The 15,980-nt window shown below is 45.3% G+C and carries 17 protein-coding genes; 15 read left to right on the top strand and 2 right to left on the bottom strand.

The annotated features are described in order from the left end of the window. From MO867_RS16575 to MO867_RS16555, 5 genes are all read left to right on the top strand, one after another. A partial coding sequence (locus MO867_RS16575) for a DUF6387 family protein (protein WP_252471155.1) occupies nt 1–417 on the top strand: 417 nt, incomplete at its 5' end. Between the two features lie 133 nt (nt 418–550). Next, nucleotides 551–799, top strand: coding sequence for a helix-turn-helix transcriptional regulator (locus MO867_RS16570; RefSeq protein WP_252471153.1), 249 nt, complete (start codon nt 551–553; stop codon nt 797–799). Next, the gene (locus MO867_RS16565; RefSeq protein WP_252471151.1) at nt 799–1,287 is read left to right on the top strand and encodes a hypothetical protein; all 489 of its coding nucleotides are present in this window, start codon (nt 799–801) and stop codon (nt 1,285–1,287) included. Before MO867_RS16570 ends, MO867_RS16565 begins: the two co-directional genes overlap by 1 nt. Continuing rightward, nucleotides 1,277–1,708, top strand: coding sequence for a hypothetical protein (locus tag MO867_RS16560; RefSeq protein WP_252471149.1), 432 nt, complete (start codon nt 1,277–1,279; stop codon nt 1,706–1,708). The genes MO867_RS16565 and MO867_RS16560 overlap by 11 nt, the downstream gene beginning before the upstream one ends. Before the next feature lie 241 nt (nt 1,709–1,949). After that, a complete protein-coding gene (locus MO867_RS16555) occupies nt 1,950–4,778 on the top strand; it encodes a DUF927 domain-containing protein (protein WP_252471147.1) in 2,829 nt (942 codons plus the stop codon). Here the strand turns inward: MO867_RS16555 and MO867_RS24055 are convergent. After that, on the bottom strand, nt 4,775–5,281 hold the full coding sequence (locus tag MO867_RS24055) for a tyrosine-type recombinase/integrase (RefSeq protein WP_373565898.1): 507 nt from the start codon (nt 5,279–5,281) through the stop codon (nt 4,775–4,777). The two genes, MO867_RS16555 and MO867_RS24055, sit on opposite strands and share 4 nt — an antisense overlap. Nucleotides 5,282–5,744: 463 nt before the next feature. Between MO867_RS24055 and MO867_RS16550 the strand changes: the two genes are divergently transcribed. From MO867_RS16550 to MO867_RS16520, 7 genes are all read left to right on the top strand, one after another. After that, on the top strand, nt 5,745–6,704 hold the full coding sequence (locus tag MO867_RS16550; protein ID WP_252471144.1) for a hypothetical protein: 960 nt from the start codon (nt 5,745–5,747) through the stop codon (nt 6,702–6,704). 29 nt (nt 6,705–6,733) lie between these two features. After that, entirely contained in the window at nt 6,734–7,387 is a 654-nt protein-coding gene (locus tag MO867_RS16545; RefSeq protein WP_252471141.1) for a hypothetical protein, read from the top strand. Nucleotides 7,388–7,434: 47 nt separating this feature from the next. After that, complete coding sequence (locus tag MO867_RS16540) at nt 7,435–7,863, top strand: hypothetical protein (protein ID WP_252471138.1); 429 nt, start codon at nt 7,435–7,437, stop codon at nt 7,861–7,863. Between the two features lie 42 nt (nt 7,864–7,905). Continuing rightward, nucleotides 7,906–8,193, top strand: a complete 288-nt coding sequence (locus MO867_RS16535) for a hypothetical protein (protein WP_252471136.1) — start codon at nt 7,906–7,908, stop codon at nt 8,191–8,193. A gap of 90 nt (nt 8,194–8,283) precedes the next feature. Continuing rightward, nucleotides 8,284–8,559 carry a hypothetical protein gene (locus MO867_RS16530; protein ID WP_252471134.1) on the top strand — a complete coding sequence of 92 codons (276 nt, stop codon included), beginning with the start codon at nt 8,284–8,286 and terminating at the stop codon, nt 8,557–8,559. A 106-nt stretch (nt 8,560–8,665) separates the two neighbouring features. After that, nucleotides 8,666–9,268 (top strand): hypothetical protein, encoded by a 603-nt coding sequence (locus tag MO867_RS16525; protein ID WP_252471133.1) that lies wholly within the window; start codon nt 8,666–8,668, stop codon nt 9,266–9,268. A gap of 813 nt (nt 9,269–10,081) precedes the next feature. Beyond that, entirely contained in the window at nt 10,082–13,627 is a 3,546-nt protein-coding gene (locus MO867_RS16520) for a hypothetical protein (RefSeq protein WP_252471132.1), read from the top strand. Nucleotides 13,628–14,235: 608 nt separating this feature from the next. Here MO867_RS16520 and MO867_RS16515 read toward each other — a convergent pair. After that, the gene (locus MO867_RS16515; protein WP_252471130.1) at nt 14,236–14,457 is read right to left on the bottom strand and encodes a hypothetical protein; all 222 of its coding nucleotides are present in this window, start codon (nt 14,455–14,457) and stop codon (nt 14,236–14,238) included. A 162-nt stretch (nt 14,458–14,619) separates the two neighbouring features. On the opposite strand from MO867_RS16515, the gene MO867_RS24050 reads away from it, so the two are divergent. From MO867_RS24050 to MO867_RS16505, 3 genes are all read left to right on the top strand, one after another. After that, on the top strand, nt 14,620–14,850 hold the full coding sequence (locus MO867_RS24050) for a helix-turn-helix domain-containing protein (protein WP_373565897.1): 231 nt from the start codon (nt 14,620–14,622) through the stop codon (nt 14,848–14,850). 320 nt (nt 14,851–15,170) lie between these two features. Continuing rightward, nucleotides 15,171–15,515: a hypothetical protein gene (locus MO867_RS16510; RefSeq protein ID WP_252471128.1), complete on the top strand. Its 345-nt coding sequence runs from the start codon at nt 15,171–15,173 to the stop codon at nt 15,513–15,515. Then, a complete protein-coding gene (locus MO867_RS16505; RefSeq protein WP_252471125.1) occupies nt 15,515–15,718 on the top strand; it encodes a hypothetical protein in 204 nt (67 codons plus the stop codon). The genes MO867_RS16510 and MO867_RS16505 overlap by 1 nt, the downstream gene beginning before the upstream one ends. The last annotated feature ends 262 nt before the right edge of the window (nt 15,719–15,980 follow it).

The following is a 15,980-nucleotide window of genomic DNA, read 5'->3' as shown; positions in this document are numbered from 1 at the left end:
CCAGCTGGCCCCCTTTGCTATCGCCAAGTGTGTCGGTCATTGTGGGAATCTAGGATACAGCTAGAGCCCGACCGTGCCTACTCTGCTAATCGTAAAGAACAGTTATTTTTAGGCCCTTCGTTACAGAAACGCGATACCCGCCGAATTGATATGGATAAGGTAAGAGACTACCGTGTTCCTGCATTAATTGATCTGTATATCTGGTCTATTGTTGAGGGGGAGCACTTATCTAATGCAGATTTTTTGAGGCTAGTATTTCCAGGTGACACAAGAGCCGATGAGCTGGTTAACGAAGATAAGATTAAAAAGGTTTGCTTGCCATACGCTTTCCGCTGTATGAAAACTGAGCTGCTATCTACTCTCCATAGATCCTTAGACTGGGAAGAAAAAAAGAATTGGAAAAATAGCATTTCTTAAACTTCCGACAAGTGGCGCTGCTTAAACTTCTGAAAAGTGGTGCCGCTTAAACTTCCGGTAAGCCCCGTTCGTAATTGATTCAATCTCCTCACCGCCACAGACGTTCACTGTGGTTTGTTAAAGGAGACTGAATATGCCCCTCTCTAATACTCATCCCCAAGTGCAGGATGTTTTACCTAACCCGCCGAGAGACCCTATTTTGCGCCTACCAGAGGTAGAGCGTCAGACTGGGCTCAAGAAGACTTATATCTACGCCCTGGTGAAAAAAGGCGAATTCCCCACCCCTATCAAACTTGGTGAGCGCGCTAGTGGTTGGCTCTCTTCTGAGGTCTGCCAATGGGTGCAAGATCGAGTTGCCATTTCTCGTGCGGGAGGTAAGTAATGACTCTTCGCGCCTACTCTCCCTACACACACCAGCAAGTAGCTGAATTTGCTCGAAGCTATCGGAAAACAGAAAGCGCTGAGTTTGAGCAGAAAATACTTCTCTCAAATTCAAACCTGAGCGCTGAAGATCGGAAACTCTTCCTCAGCTCTATCATGGAGACATTTGATAGAGGCTGTTCTATCCCTGGTTATGAGTTGCTTTTGTTTCTATGGCCTACGGGTGAGGCAGCATTTCTAGCTGTAGGTTCTGACTCATTTAACCCTATTGTTGATCAGCAACATGGGCGTGCCCATTGGTATCTCTCCTCCCCTAATACAACAGTACTAGGCCTTCCTGACACAGAAGTAGTGAACCTTTACCGCCTTAGAGCAGGTCTCTCTCTGGGAGGTTGGTTAGTTTGGGATGGTATCCAACTCGAATACCACCCATCTGAGGAAGCTGATGCCCTAGAGCTTCGCAATGGAGGGCTTAAAAATGTCAGCTAATATACGTGCCCTCGCCATGCCATATTGCCTAGATTTACAACCGTGTGGTCGCTATGCATTACTGAATCGCAAGTATAAGCCAGTTGGTTTTAGCAGCAGATCATTTGTCTACTATGAAGAGTACCCTGTACTTTTCAATGTCAGAATTACACCCAAAAGAGCAGCAGCAATCTCCCTGAAAGGAGATCCTGATCCGAGGCGAATTATTCTTTATAACGATGGTTGTATCCCTACCGCTAACTCGGAAACCTGGCTTTTTTATCAGGCTAAATTAGCGATCTTGGCGCGATTACACCATTACAGTGATGATGAATATCACGAACAGGACAAAGCAAAACGTATCCGTCTAGCCAACTTACGCGATGCAAAACGGTTTACGGAACCTAAGGGCGTAGCGGTTTCCCTACCGCCAAATTTATAACCACGGTAAATAAGACTATTGCCTCTATTCGGGGCGATCTTACCCCCTCTTTAAAAAAGGTGTTACAGGTGTGCAGGTGTTACAGCATCGCTGAAAGCCCCGTATTTATTGGCTTTCCGCTGTCACACCTTACTGTTACCCCAAGAGTGTTACAGCAAAAAGGTGTAACAGGAGTGAGGCCCGCAGTTCTGTTGAAAGCCTTATGGGGCGGGGGTTAAAGCTAAAAATATAAGGAAAGCTAATGGCGCGCTTTGATATTAAACGAGTGGCAGACTTCGCCCTTGATCGGGCTGATGAAGTCTTGGCGCACTGGGCTCCAGATGGCTCATATCAGGGAGCTGAATATATTGCTCTTAACCCAATTCGATCTGATAGCAGCAAGGGGTCCTTCTCAGTAAATCGTAATACCGGTGCATGGGCGGATTTTGCAGCAGATGAAAAAGGTGGGGACCTCGTATCGCTGGTTGCCTATCTTGAGGGGGTAAACAATGGAGAGGCAGCACAAAGGCTTGCTGCATTTCTGGGGCTCTCTGAAGGGGAGTCTATACCGCCTAGCCCAACCTATAAGTCAAAACCTAAAAAGCCAGCCGGTAACTCTTGGGAAGCCGTATTCCCGGTACCTTTAGAAGCAGAGCAGTCTTGCCCAACAACCCATCCCCATAACGGTAAGCCCTCTAAAGTTTGGGAGTACCGGGGACAGTGCGGCTCACTGTTGATGAAGGTAATGCGTTTTGACATTCAGAAAGATGGAACAAGATCAAAAGACTATCGCCCCTTAACCTATTGTCGGGATTCGAATAGCCGCAATTCGTGGAGATGGAAACAGCCGTTAAAAAGCCGACCACTCTATAAGCTGGATCTATTAGCAAAGCGCTCTAAGGCTTCGGTATTGCTAGCAGAGGGAGAAAAGGCTGCGGATGCAGCTGCTGACCTGCTACCGGATTATGTTTGCATGACTTGGCCCGGTGGTAGTAAAGCATTGGGCAAGGCAGATTTTAAGCCTCTCCATGGGAAAGAAGTGATTCTCTGGCCCGACAATGATGCAGCAGGTAAAGAATGTATGCTCAAGCTGGCTGCAATCCTACAGGCTATGGAGTGTAAGGTTTCAGTGGTGTGTTTGGAGTCCTTAGGGCCTAAATGGCCAGCAAAAGGCGATGCGGCTGATGTGGAAGCTGCCGGTATTACAAGAGAGCACCTTGCAACCTTAATTACAGAGGGAAAGTTTTTAACGCCCTATCAATCTGTGGTAACAGAACATCAAGCCCAAAATAAGGGAGGAAGTAATAAAGGGCCCAAGTCTGGTCAATTCATAGTAAATGATCGAGGGGTATTCTTCCCGGTTCAGGGGGCAGAAGATGAGCCTTCACTAATGAGAATCTGTGATCGTCTGGATGTGCTTGCTTTAACTCGTGACCCCAAAGGAAGAAACTGGGGTACGTTGGTTCGATTCCTTGACCCTGATGGCATTGTTAAAGAATGGAATATACCCAGTGAGTATCTAGCAACTGAAGGCGGTGCAGAAGTGCTCAAGCAACTGTATAGCATGGGCCTTCGTGCTGAGGCGGGGCAGCAACCAAGACGCAGAATCGTTCAGTACTTACAAACGGCAAAAAGCCCCAATCGCTATGTCTTGGTGAATAAACTTGGCTGGCATGGCAATGCCTACTTACTACCAAATGAAACCCTGGGGACTCCTGTAGAGCCACTCTATTTTTACTCCACAAGCCCGGATCTCAACAAGATAAAGTTTAGTGGTGAACTTCAGCAATGGCGTGAGCATGTAGCGTGCTATTGTAAGAACAATACCCGGTTGTTATTTGCAGTTTCAGCGGCATTTGCAGGCCCCCTATTAAATCTCATTGGTATGGAAACGACTGGCTTTCATTTCTTTGGCGATAGCTCCCAGGGAAAAACGACCTTACTTAAAGTGGCTGCCTCTGTTTATGGCGGGCCTGACTTTGTTCGCACCTGGCGTAGTACTGACAACGCGCTGGAAAGTATTGCTGCCTCCCACTCTGATGGCCTTTTAATTCTCGATGAGATCAGCCAATGCGATCCCCGTATTGTGGGGGATATTGCCTATATGCTGGGAAATGGCACAGGCAAGGCAAGAGCTAATGATCGCGGAGGCGTACGCGGGAATGCGTTTGAATGGAGGCTTGTCTTCCTCTCTACAGGAGAGCGCACGCTTGATCAGCAGATGGCTGAAGCGGGTAAGAAAGCAAAAGCAGGACAAGAAGTGCGGCTATTGGCTATTCCCTCAGATACGGGGAGTGGTGCCGGTATCTTTGATGAACTGCATGGATTTGCTGGGGGCGCTGCGCTATCGCGCTACATGGTTGATAAAGCGGCCTTATTCCATGGAGTGGCCCTTTATACGTTTATCAGAAAGCTTTGCGCTAGCAACTTGGAAAAGCTGGCAAGCCAGATTCGCCGAGAACTTGTGAACTTTGCCGCAGAGCTGTCTGATGATGTGAGTGGCCAGGTACGAAGGGCAGCAGAGAAGTTTGCTCTTGTTGGTTTTGCTGGGGAGCTGGCTTCCACTGCGGGAATTACAGATTGGCCAAAAGGCATGGCGATGGAAGCGGCCAAATCCTGCTTTAGCGCTTGGGTATCAGCCCGGGGCGGTGTTGGAAACCTGGAAGACCGGCAGACCTTGTCAGCGGTGAGACTATTCTTTGACCTCTACGGAGAATCCCACTTTACCCGCTGGGATCGAGAAGACTTCACCGCTGATGATCACACTGTTCGTACTTTGAAGCGTTGCGGATACCGGAAAACGCTACAAGACAGTAACGCCCTTGAGGGACAGGCATGTTCTGAGACCGTTTACTACGTTTACCCGGTCACCTTCAAAGCAGAGGTTTGCAAAGGGCTAAGTGATCGGAAGGCAAAGCAACTACTGGCCGCCTGTGGTGCTTTGGAGCGTGATGGCAACGGGAAGTTCTCCATTCCAACGCGTTTACCGAACAGTGGGCGCAACCCTGAACGGGTGTTGATCATTCGACCTCATTTGATTCCTGTTGAAGATGATGAAGAAAAGGGACTACTTAAGAAAAAGGCCGCTTAGCCTATGCTGTTTACAGGTGTTGTAAACGGTGTGCAGCCGTTTACTTTCTCCAAATAAGTAGTGGCTATAGTGCGCAAGGCAGGAATCAGGTCTTGTGGAAGTATTGTGGTCCGGTTTTTATTACCTTTGCTTCCCCGTACGAACACGTTGTTACCGCCAAAATCGATGCCATTGACTCTCAATGAAAAGTGTTCGGCACATCTGAGCCCTGTGCCATACATTAGTTCAACTTGAAGGTAGTAGGCACCTTTAGGCTTTGAGATGATGGCTCTCATCTCTTTCCGGCTGTAAACAACTAGAAAGCGACGATATTGCTTGGCTGGCGTAAAGCCAATGTTGGAACTATCGACTCCAAAAAACCGTTTATAAACACACACCAGCGCATTTAGTGTAATCCGCTGGGTATTAACCGAACCATGACGATTGACTAACAGGTGGTTTAGGAAGGCCTCGACCTCAGCGATACCGCCCGCCCGAGTGTGTCGTAGTTTATGAAAGTGGATAAAGCGCTTTATTCAGTGAACACATGTCTATTCCATCCGACAAGCTAGACCGGCCTCGCGAATATGAAGTCAAACGCTGGGAATGAACTTGGTTGAGTACTTAGGAAGCCTGTGACGAATATCATCCATGGCCGTGCCCCACAACTGTATATAAATACAAATGTAGGTGCTGTAATCACAGGTGCCAGCCCAGAATTATAGATCCATAGCTAACATCCACAGAAAGTTTTCCTCTAACTTATTTATTTAATTGCAGGTAAAATATGCTCAAGAGCGGGATATGGAACCAGGCGACTTGAGCCGATGGCTTACTATCTCTGGCTGTTATTTGAACGAAAACTTACAACCTATTGTAAATAAAGGCTTTTTTTACATAGCTTGAAGGGTCTACTTCAGAAATAGTGGCCAAATCGATAGTGAGCCACTGGCTCTTTAATAAACTATTATGTTTTTCGGAGATCTGATGCTAGAACTTCTGATTCCCATACGGGAGACTCTAAATAAATCTGCTTTAGTGGAGCTGTCGAATTGGTTCTGTGAAATGCCAGATAATGCAGCCTGGTATGTCATTTCCGATTACTGCTTTGGTGATAAAACTAAACAAAATGATACTGTTTCTTTTACGATACTTCTTAACCACGATAAAATTGAAAACATAAAGAAATATATTAATCATTTTGCCCCAAAGGACATAAAGTCAACCAGGACAGTTTCAGAAGAATTTCTTCAATATATTAATTCTCCCGTAGTTTTTACGTTTACATTTGTGATTGACAGAAAATCAAATCTATTACGTGATTATGCATCTGATGAAAACATGCTGTCATTTCTAGGTCCATTTAGAAATATTGTGAATGGTATTGCTTCAAAATCAACTTTTGATTCCGGTTATATTGACAGCGTACTAAAACGTTCATACCTCTTTGAAGCTGATTTTGAAAAGAAAAATTTCAACTCAAAATTAGCCCGCCAGATTTTTTTAGTCTCAGCGTTTGCTGGTTTAGTATTCGAGCACTTAACTATAACCAAGAAGCCTGAATACATTCAGTGGGTTTCAGATCGAGATGCCCTAGCAGAAAGGTATGATGGATTTATTTATGATTTGTCTTATTTTTTGTTTCTAACTGGGTATTATGGATATATTCTAAAGACTGAAAAATCACCAATGATGCTTGATAAACCTAAATTTATCTTTCCTACGCCTGAAAAGTCAGGAAAGAACAATTTTGATGAGTTAATACGTATTCCAGATTATCTTGCGGGAACATTAGCCGATTTTGATATTACAGCTAATACCTTCAGTAAAGATAAATACAATACAATATTATTTGGCTCTATGGTTAACTCTAAGAACCATGTTGTACTAAATGTATCCGGCTCTAGCAATGACATAACATGTAGACGTTTGGTGCATAAAAAATAACAAGGCCCTGCATGGGATGGTCGTTAGGCATGGATGAGGACGTAAAATTGGCTAGAAAAGAGATAGATAAAAGCTTAACTGCTATATGGCATATTTATTTAAATAAGAACATGTGGGGTTCAGTTGCTCTAGATGATATTAAGTCACTTGCTATTAGCAAAGGACTTTCAGTAGATAGTATCGAAGAAGTCGAATTTGGCTATATGTCAAAAACTAAAGGTGTACTGCTAAAAACCAATTTAGGTAGTGCACTATATCCTCGGGAGAAACTTGAGGAGATTGAATTCTACAATAAAAACATTAAACCAATTAAAAACCACGAGGACTTTTGGTCTACTGTCGATTGGTTTTTACCTGCATTTATTGCGAATAGGAAGATATCTTCGGCAATCAAACAGAGCAATATAAATGTTATAAATCATAAACAATTATCTACAGAGATTTTACAAAAAAACTTCGAACAATCTTTAACTTCAATATATGATTTCAGCAACATAATCCCCATCACCGAACAAACACTGTCAAAATCTAAAGCTATTAGTAAGCATGTACCCTTAATACGGGAAGCTATATTTGCCTTTTATAGTGGCATGAAAATTGTTGCTATATCATCTTTAATCCCCATAGTTGAAAACATAATATCAACAATAATTGAAGCACATGATTCTGAGCTCACATTATAGATAAAGTTACTAAATGTATCGATAAAGCTAATGAGAAAGTCATTAGCATGCATATTAATTATGCGGATTGGATTCCTGCAGAATACATTGAAACATCCGTATTGAAAGTAATAAATGAGAGAGTGTTTATTCTTGAGTTAATAAGAAACTGGCTTATAAATAGTTTTTATGCAAACACTAAGACATACAAGAACAACTCAGGTTTCAATAGGCACATTTTCGCTCATGCAAAGTCTGATCTTTGGCAAAATCCAAGTAATTTTTTTAGAGCTATAGGTGTAATACAGGCAATGGCCTTCATTGAATGTTTTGCGGTGGAAGGAAATCAGGTGAGTATTTTTCCACCAAATTATGATGAGAATTCAGAATCACTAAGGCAGGAAGTGTTTGCTTGTTTAAACTTTCAAGCTATAAAAAAACAATTGATTGTAAGTCAGCAAATATCAAATAACTTACCTTTCAATCCAACAAGTTAAGATGATGGGTGGTTAACTCGAGCAGCAATACTATCTGAAAAAATGAATAATGAAATAGTAGAAAGATTAAGAAATAAGAATTGGGATTGCTATCTTATTTCAGATCCAATTAAAGATGGTGAATATATAACTGTCGAGGCTAAAAAAGAAGATAGTCTTATTAAAGTAGCGTTGCTATACTGTTGTGCATCAAGTAATAAATTGTACAAATATTTAGCAGAGAGCTGCGATTACATTCTATATCAAGGTGCTTCCTATAAACAGGAAAGCTATGCCTACAATGTAGATGCAATAATTCGGCCTTTAAATGCGTGGCTGGCACCAGAGTAAAATACCTAATAAAGCCATGCAACCCGACTCCGTAACCTGCCACGCAATTGATAGCGGCGTTATGCTCCAAAGAAAAAATAAGGAAGATTCGTGCTCCAAAATAAAACAGCAATAAACCTCATAGCATCTCTTGTCGCTTTTTTTTCAATTTCAGCACATTCAAAAAGTGTAATGAATGCTGAATTCCGGACGCTAAAGGCTTGTCTTTCTGCTATTGAAAAAAATGGTGGCGGTCCCCTGAAAATTATCACGGATAAGCCAAAAGAAGTATCAGGATTTCTTGCTAATGGTGAAGGTTTCGCCTGCGAAAGAAAAGTAACAGGCTCAAAGGGAACTTATTACCATGGCTGGTTCATGGTCAAGTAAGCATAACAGGCGGTTATGTCGTCTCTTCGGGGCTGGGACTGCCCTTCTGCTGCTTCGCAGCTACAAGTCAGCCCCAAAGCTGGGCATTATGTTTTTAGAGACAGTTATGAGTCAAGTTGTAAATGAAGTGAAGGCGCAGTTTGCGCGAGTCTTAAAGCCCTCGGATTCGGAACACCTTTTGGAGGTAGCTGATTATCACTTTGAGGAGGCAGCAAAGCTAAAAAAACGGGATATTCGGTTTGCTAGGAAAAAGTTGCTCATTCGGAACTCTATGAAACGTCTACATATTGGTATAGGTGTAGAGTTAGCCCTAAAGGCCGCATTTCTCAGAAAAGGGGTATGTGTTAATAAGTTCTCAACTAATCCACCACCACAAGGGCTAGAAAATAACCCAATTCATCAGTTTGATGTCTTAGACCTATCACAAATCACGCCAAACAATACGTTTACCATGGGCGCTCTGATAAACAAGTATGCTCAAGTCATGAAGGTCGCTGTTAACCAGGAATTTACCGATGGGTTGATGATTGCTATGACATTTAGAAATAAAGAGGGACATAGCTCTTTTCTGAACCATGAATTTGAACCTAACAATTATCGCCTAATTGAAAACTCCGTAAAACGAGTTTATCGTGAAGTATTTAATCAGGAATTGGAGCTACTGATTTCTATGACCGCTCAAGAGACAGGTGTGTTCAACAAAGCATAAATTGGTTAGCCGGTAGTATCTAACTACCAGACCCCACACCACCCATCGTACGGGTCCGCAATGGGCGGTTCCCTATCCGTAATAAATCTCTGCCCAACGATAATGTCGAACAGCTCTTTATTTGAGTTGAGTGTCATGGCAGTGCGCTACCTCAACTTATCCGACTGGAAACATATCGGTAGGCTAGCCTTGTCTTTTAACTCATGGATTTTGGGTTCGGGCCTTCACCATGTCCAAGGTATTAATCTTGGCATTTGGCTACTATGCCGTCGGCTGGCTTCTGTTTAATCACCTTGGTCATTACTGATCGAGGCGCTGCTGTGCCCCACCTTTTTTGTCTACCCCACGATGGTGGCTAGTGGGTTGGGCCTACTTATGAGTCAGCGGCCATGCTGACAGTTTCACACCAGCGAGTTAAATAGATTTCCCCAGATAGGAACGTGAACTTTCACTACACGGCTGCATCATTTTCTCTACCCGTTAGATCACATGGCTTCGGTGTCCTTGGCCACCTCACCTCCAGGCTAAGCCTATATGATGTTTCTGTTCGTCAGCTCGTAGTTTTGCTAGCGGCTCCCTCCCCACAAGGCCTCTAGGCGTTGCAGTTGCCATTCGCTAGTAGTTACCATTTAATGGAACTCATTAAATGGTGATCTTCCTACAGGGGGCTTTCACCCCATTAGTCCACGCCCATACTGGGCGTACAAAGCTGCTGCTGTTGGACAGCCAAAAGCTCCGGCCTTCGGCCTCCACTTTTGCCTGCCACAGAACCGAGTGCTAAGCATCCAAGTTACCCACGAGGAGTCGCGACCATTGATGGTGAAGAGGAAAAAGTTAAGCAATCCCGCTTCTACAGGCGGTAGCGGTGTTCATTTTGAAGCGCATGTCCAGGCGTCTTTTGTTACTCTGATGCTCACTGGTGGTCATGCCCCGTGTCTTCCCTGCTGGCCAATTGCGGAGATCAAACTTCAGAGCAAGATCGACGGCTTTGATACAGACGATCTCGTTGTTGTTGTAGAAAACATGAACAGCAATGAAAGGCGGAAACTTCTCGCGCAGATCAAGCGTTCCATTACCATCACGCAAGGCTGCACCCTGTTTGGGGAGGTGATGCAGGCCGCCTGGAATGATTTCAACAATCGTGCGGTTTTCTCTAGGGATAAGGATGTTATTGCACTAATCACAGGCCCCCTCAGCGTGACCGATGCACACAATGTGCAATGGTTGCTGAACCAGGCGAGGCACACCAAAGATGTTGATGAGTTTTTCAGAAACGTCCAGCAGGCAAATTTCAGCCCATCCAAGAGTGCCGAGAAACTGGAGGTCATTCGGCATCACCTGAGGGGAGCAAATGGCGGCAACGATGTTTCAAGGGGCGAACTATATGACTTCCTGAACCACTTTCATCTACTCGGCTACGATCTTGGTAACGAGTTTGGTGTTGTCCTGTCTCTGCTACATTCCCACATTTCCCAATTCCAGCAGCAGTATCCGCAGTGGGTTTGGTCAAGGGTTGTCGATATCGTACAAACATGGAATCAGGATGCCGGCACCATCACGCCCAGCAAGATCCCGGACGATCTTTTGGGCGCCTTTAAACAAAGGGTTGTAGCGGAGATGCCTGAGGAGTTTAAGGCGGCACAGGAGAAACCTAAAACCGATTGGACTCAACACCCGGACGCCACCTATTTGGCCCTAGCAGTCCTGCTTGGGAGTTGGAACGAAAAAAATGAATGTGACATTGAGGCGATAAACCAACTGCTTGGCCTCAGTTATGACGAATGGTTAAAGAAAGCACGGGAAATATTACATTGCTCTGATAGCCCGTTGTCTCTCAGAAACGGAATCTGGAAAGTTGTTAATCGAGCCGAGCTTTGGAGTCTGCTGGGATCGCGTATTCTTGATCAGAACCTAGACACCTTCAAGTCGCTTGCTGTTTCCGTACTAAAGGAGGCAGACTCGGCATTTGAACTGCCCGCTGAAGAGCGATACGCGGCCAGCATTCATGGCAAGGTGCTGAAATGTTCACACGTGTTACGAAAAGGCATAGCCGAGGGTTTGGCTATTCTGGGCAGCCAACAAGAGGCGTGCGATAACTGCTCGCAAGGGCAAGCTGAAACAACCTGCATATTGGTGATACGTAACCTCCTGATCGATGCTGACTGGGTTTTATGGGGCAGTCTAAACGGTTTGCTGCCCACTCTGGCCGAAGCTGCCCCGGACGAATTTCTTGATGTGGTCGAGAAGGCGATGCGTCTGACACCCTGTCCTTTTGATGAGCTTTTTTCTCAGGAAGGCAACGGCATCACCGGCGATAATTATTTAACCGGCCTACTCTGGGCGTTAGAAGGACTGGCTTGGGATGAACAATATCTGGTTCGCGCCTGTGTTGCGCTTGGTGAACTTGCTTGTCATGACCCCGGCGGCCAGTGGGCTAATCGCCCAGCCAATTCGCTGGTTACCATTTTGCTACCCTGGCTTCCGCAAACACTGGCATCTGTTGACAAGTGCAAAGTGGCGGTGCATACGATCCTACAGGAATGTCCTGATATCGCCTGGAATCTCATCATTCAGCTTCTGCCCGGCCAGCATCAGATCTCTTCTGGATCATACAAACCAACCTGCCGAAAGATCATCCCCGATGATTGGGAAAAAGTCGTTACGCATAAGGAATACTGGCAGCAGGCATCTTTTTACGCGGAACTTGCAGTGACTGCTGCTGGTCAAGATACCGCTCGGCTTTCCGAGTTAATTGACCATTTTGATAACCTGCCTAAACCTGCTTTTGATCAACTTCTCCAAGTTCTTATTTCCGCACCCATTTTAAATCTCCCCGAAGATCAACGACTTTCGATTTGGGACCATCTTACGAAATTTACAAACGAACACCGACGCTTCTCCGATGCAAAATGGGCGTTGCCAGACAACCTGATTACCAGTATTGAACACGTTGCCCAGCAAATTGCTCCCACCAACCCGTTCAATTTACATCAGCACCTTTTTACAGATCGTGACCTTGATCTCTACGAAGAGAACGGCAATTGGGAGGAGGAGCAAAAGAAGCTCAACACCCGACGCGAAATGGCCATTTCAGAAATCTATCATCAAGATGGTGCCGATGGTGTTATCCGTTTTGCTGAATCAGTTGACTCAGCCGGTCAGGTTGGGCAAGCGCTAGGGGCTATTTCCGATTCAGTCATTAAGAGCACCCTTTTGCCTCCCTTCCTGGGTTCAGCAGACAATAACCGCAGGGCCTTGGTGAGCGGATTTATCTGGAGGCGTTACCATCTCGGAGGCTGGGAGTGGTGCGATGACCTTGATAAATCTGATTGGACGCCCGAGCAAGTAGGACAATTTCTGGCTTATTTGCCATTTACCAAAGAAACATGGGATCGTGCTTCTCAATGGCTTCAGGCGCAAGAATGTGAATACTGGACACGCACCGGCGCGAATGCCTATCAGGCCGATGGGGATCTTAGCGATGGAGTTGAGAAACTGATTGAACATGGCAGACCACATGCAGCAATCCACTGTCTGGGTAGGATGCGCCATACCAAGCAGCCAATCGATATAAGCCAATGTGTTCGAGCGTTACTTGCAGCGCCTACCTCCAGTGAGCCCAGCTACGCCATGGATAGGTACCACATTGTCGAACTGATCAAGTTTCTCCAGACAGAGCCTTCGGTGAACCAAGATGACCTCTTTAGGGTTGAGTGGGCATATATTCCTTTGCTCGACCGTGATAGAGCTGCCGCGCCCCAACTCCTTGAAAGCAGATTAGTCAATGACCCCGAGTTCTTTTGCGAGATAATTCGACTTATCTACCGTTCCAAGAAAGAGGGTCAACCGCCGCGAGAACCAACCGAGGAATCAAAGGCAATTGCAACACATTCCCGCCGGCTCCTGCGTAAATGGAGGACACCGCCTGGAACAAAACAAGATGGAACGTTCAGCGAAGGGCGCTTTACTGAATGGCTCCAAAGAGTAATGGAAGTCTGTACGGAATCCGGCCACTTGGAAGTTGCACTTATCCATATTGGCGAAGTATTGATTCATACCCCATCCGATCCAGACGGCTTATGGATTCACCGTGCGGTCGCTGCCGCACTGAATAACCGTGAAGCAGATGACATGCGAGATGGTTACAGGGCAGGCACATACAACTCACGCGGTGTTCATTGTATTGACCCAACCGGAAAACCGGAGCGAGAACTAGCTAACCAGTTCTGGAGCAAGGCCGAGGATGTAGAGAACGCAGGATTTCAGCGGTTTTCTGTTACCTTGAGAGGTTTGGCGGACGGCTATAACCGAGAAGCAGAGCGAATAATTGACGATTATTCAGGCCCTGAAGATGACTAAGAGTAAAGCCTAGCAAGGCTGCAAACCCGGACGCATTTTGCGTTCGCTGAGTTCACCAAAAATACGCCGGTTACGGCTGGCGTTAGGTTTATAGAAATACTATGGATTTAAGCTGGAACCCATTTCCCGAGTATCGAAACTTCTCTTTTAATGCGATCCATGACAGCTCGGAGGGTTTTCGAATACTTTTAGAGGCTAACTGTGACAAGTTTTCTAATAAGCAAGCATTACGTATAAGGTTTCCGCTGGCTGGCCCAATGTACTACCACAGAACAGATGAAAGCTTTTTATTATCGCCTGAAAGTACGATAGCTAATCCAAACGCTACATTTCAGCGAACAAGAGCATCAGATCTAATTGAGCGATTTCACATGTTTAGCTGCAATATTTATCGAGAAGATTCTATTGTTCATTACTGTATTTATACTGAGAATGAGTGTATTGAGGTTCTATCAGTAGTTGAACCCATCTGTGAAAATTTGTGGCACCAGAAAACTTAACAGCTAGGCGGTGTCTGCTGGTGATTCAATTTGGATAATTGGCTCATTTTCTTGTTTGATGTTTCCCATTGTCTCTTCCCCATTAGCCTTCCTATACACACCTTTTACTTAGGGTTCATTATCCTGTAGAGAGCGTTTAAATGGAAAGAGTAGCCCTGGTAGGATGGCCTTTTCCTCTTCTGTAATAGCCTTAAGGGCAGCTTCTCGGGGCTCTGAGTGTGGCCACTCCATGATCAACTCTCGCGCCCGATTTAAGTGTGCAAGTTCATTTAGTTGGCTTAGGTAGGTATACGTGGAGAGCTGAGTAGTAAGCTGAGGTCCGTTATGCATGTACGAGTTCCTTGCAGTCCATCAAGCATTTTTACGCCACTTACTACATCGATGTGGCTTCCTGAGATATATTTATGTAACGGTCTGCCGTAATATTATTACGGTAAAACGCTTCAATCAACAAGATATTACGCTAAGGCGTAAATAAATTACGGTCAAGGTATGAATGGAATGCAGTGCCGCATGGCACGAGCTGGGCTTGATTGGTCGGGTAAAGAACTATCGGAAAGGGCAGGAGTTCGCCCTGCAACTATTAGTGCTTTTGAGAAGGGGGGAGCTGCCCTCACTACGACAGTGGATAAACTAAGAGAAGCTTTTCTAGTTACTTGTCGTGTTCGTTTTGAAGGGGAAACTGGTGTGTTTGTGAAGCCTTATGATCGTGGGGTGGAATAGTACTTCTACTGTCATTTTGTACTTGCCTGATACAGGAAACCACGGGATGATTCTCTAGTCAGGGTGATTACTTACTGGGTTGTATGGCAAACCTTCGATCTGCGATTAAATGAATAAAGAATTAACGACTTCAAGGAGTTAGGTAACACCATGTCACTACCCTCAAGGATCGAGGCAGAGCAGCGCTATGAAAAGCTGCGTGCACTCGCTTTGGAAGTTACACAGAATTCACTAACGGGTAATTTGAAACTAACTCAGATAACCTCTCAGGCCCTAGAGGCCACCCAAAACTGAGAATCCTCAAGGCTTCGGCAGTACAATTGGGACTGGCTACAAAACTACAGCTACTACAAGAAAAGCTACCCAAGCGCTTCGAGATAGCGCTATGGGAAAACAGAATCTTAATCGCTATCTCCATAGGCCTCCCCACCTACCACGCCACAGGGATGCGCCTGGACGTGGTGGAAGCCATGCCGCGCGACCTAGGCGATCGCTCCAATGTATTCGATACAATTATCCTAGCGTATGAAATCTATGCGCGGATGATCAATGCCAATCATATTAGGATCATGAATCCGGTTAATGAAACGGTAAGAGCCTTCTACGAGAGATACGGATATCAGTACATCGCCAGGGGCAACTACCTGACAAGAGATATATTGTGATGACTGATAAAGATAAAGTGAAACGCCTGGCTGAGGCCAGACAAAAGAAAGGCTGGACACAAAAGGAAATCGAAGAATTTGCCAAGCGCCGCAGCCGTGAACTAAAGAAAATTTCCGAGGATATTGAGGAACCTGATCACCTCGCCTCTGGAACCCAAAAATCCATCGAAGAGATATGCAAGGATGACGACAAAGACGACTAAGCCACTGTCTGATACGGAGAAACAGCTCGCACCCCAAAAGGGGGAAGTATCCCCGGAAGATGCCCGTACTAAGGCTACTATCTTTGCGGCTCAGATTAAGGCCCGGATGAAAAGTAAAGGAGCTAAGTTGAAATGAGGGGGTACCCCCTTGTTGAGTGCCAAGATTGCAGTAAAGGTATGTATTGAAGACAACATGCGTAGAACAGGGAGGGTGTAAATAATTCTGTGTAACTGCCCTGCCAGTTGGTTATTGGTAATCGAT

Source organism: Microbulbifer okhotskensis, assembly GCF_023895975.1.
Classification (GTDB): domain Bacteria; phylum Pseudomonadota; class Gammaproteobacteria; order Pseudomonadales; family Cellvibrionaceae; genus Microbulbifer; species Microbulbifer okhotskensis.
The sequence above is the reverse complement of the archived record's forward strand: the minus strand, read 5'-3'. Positions and strand labels throughout refer to the sequence as shown.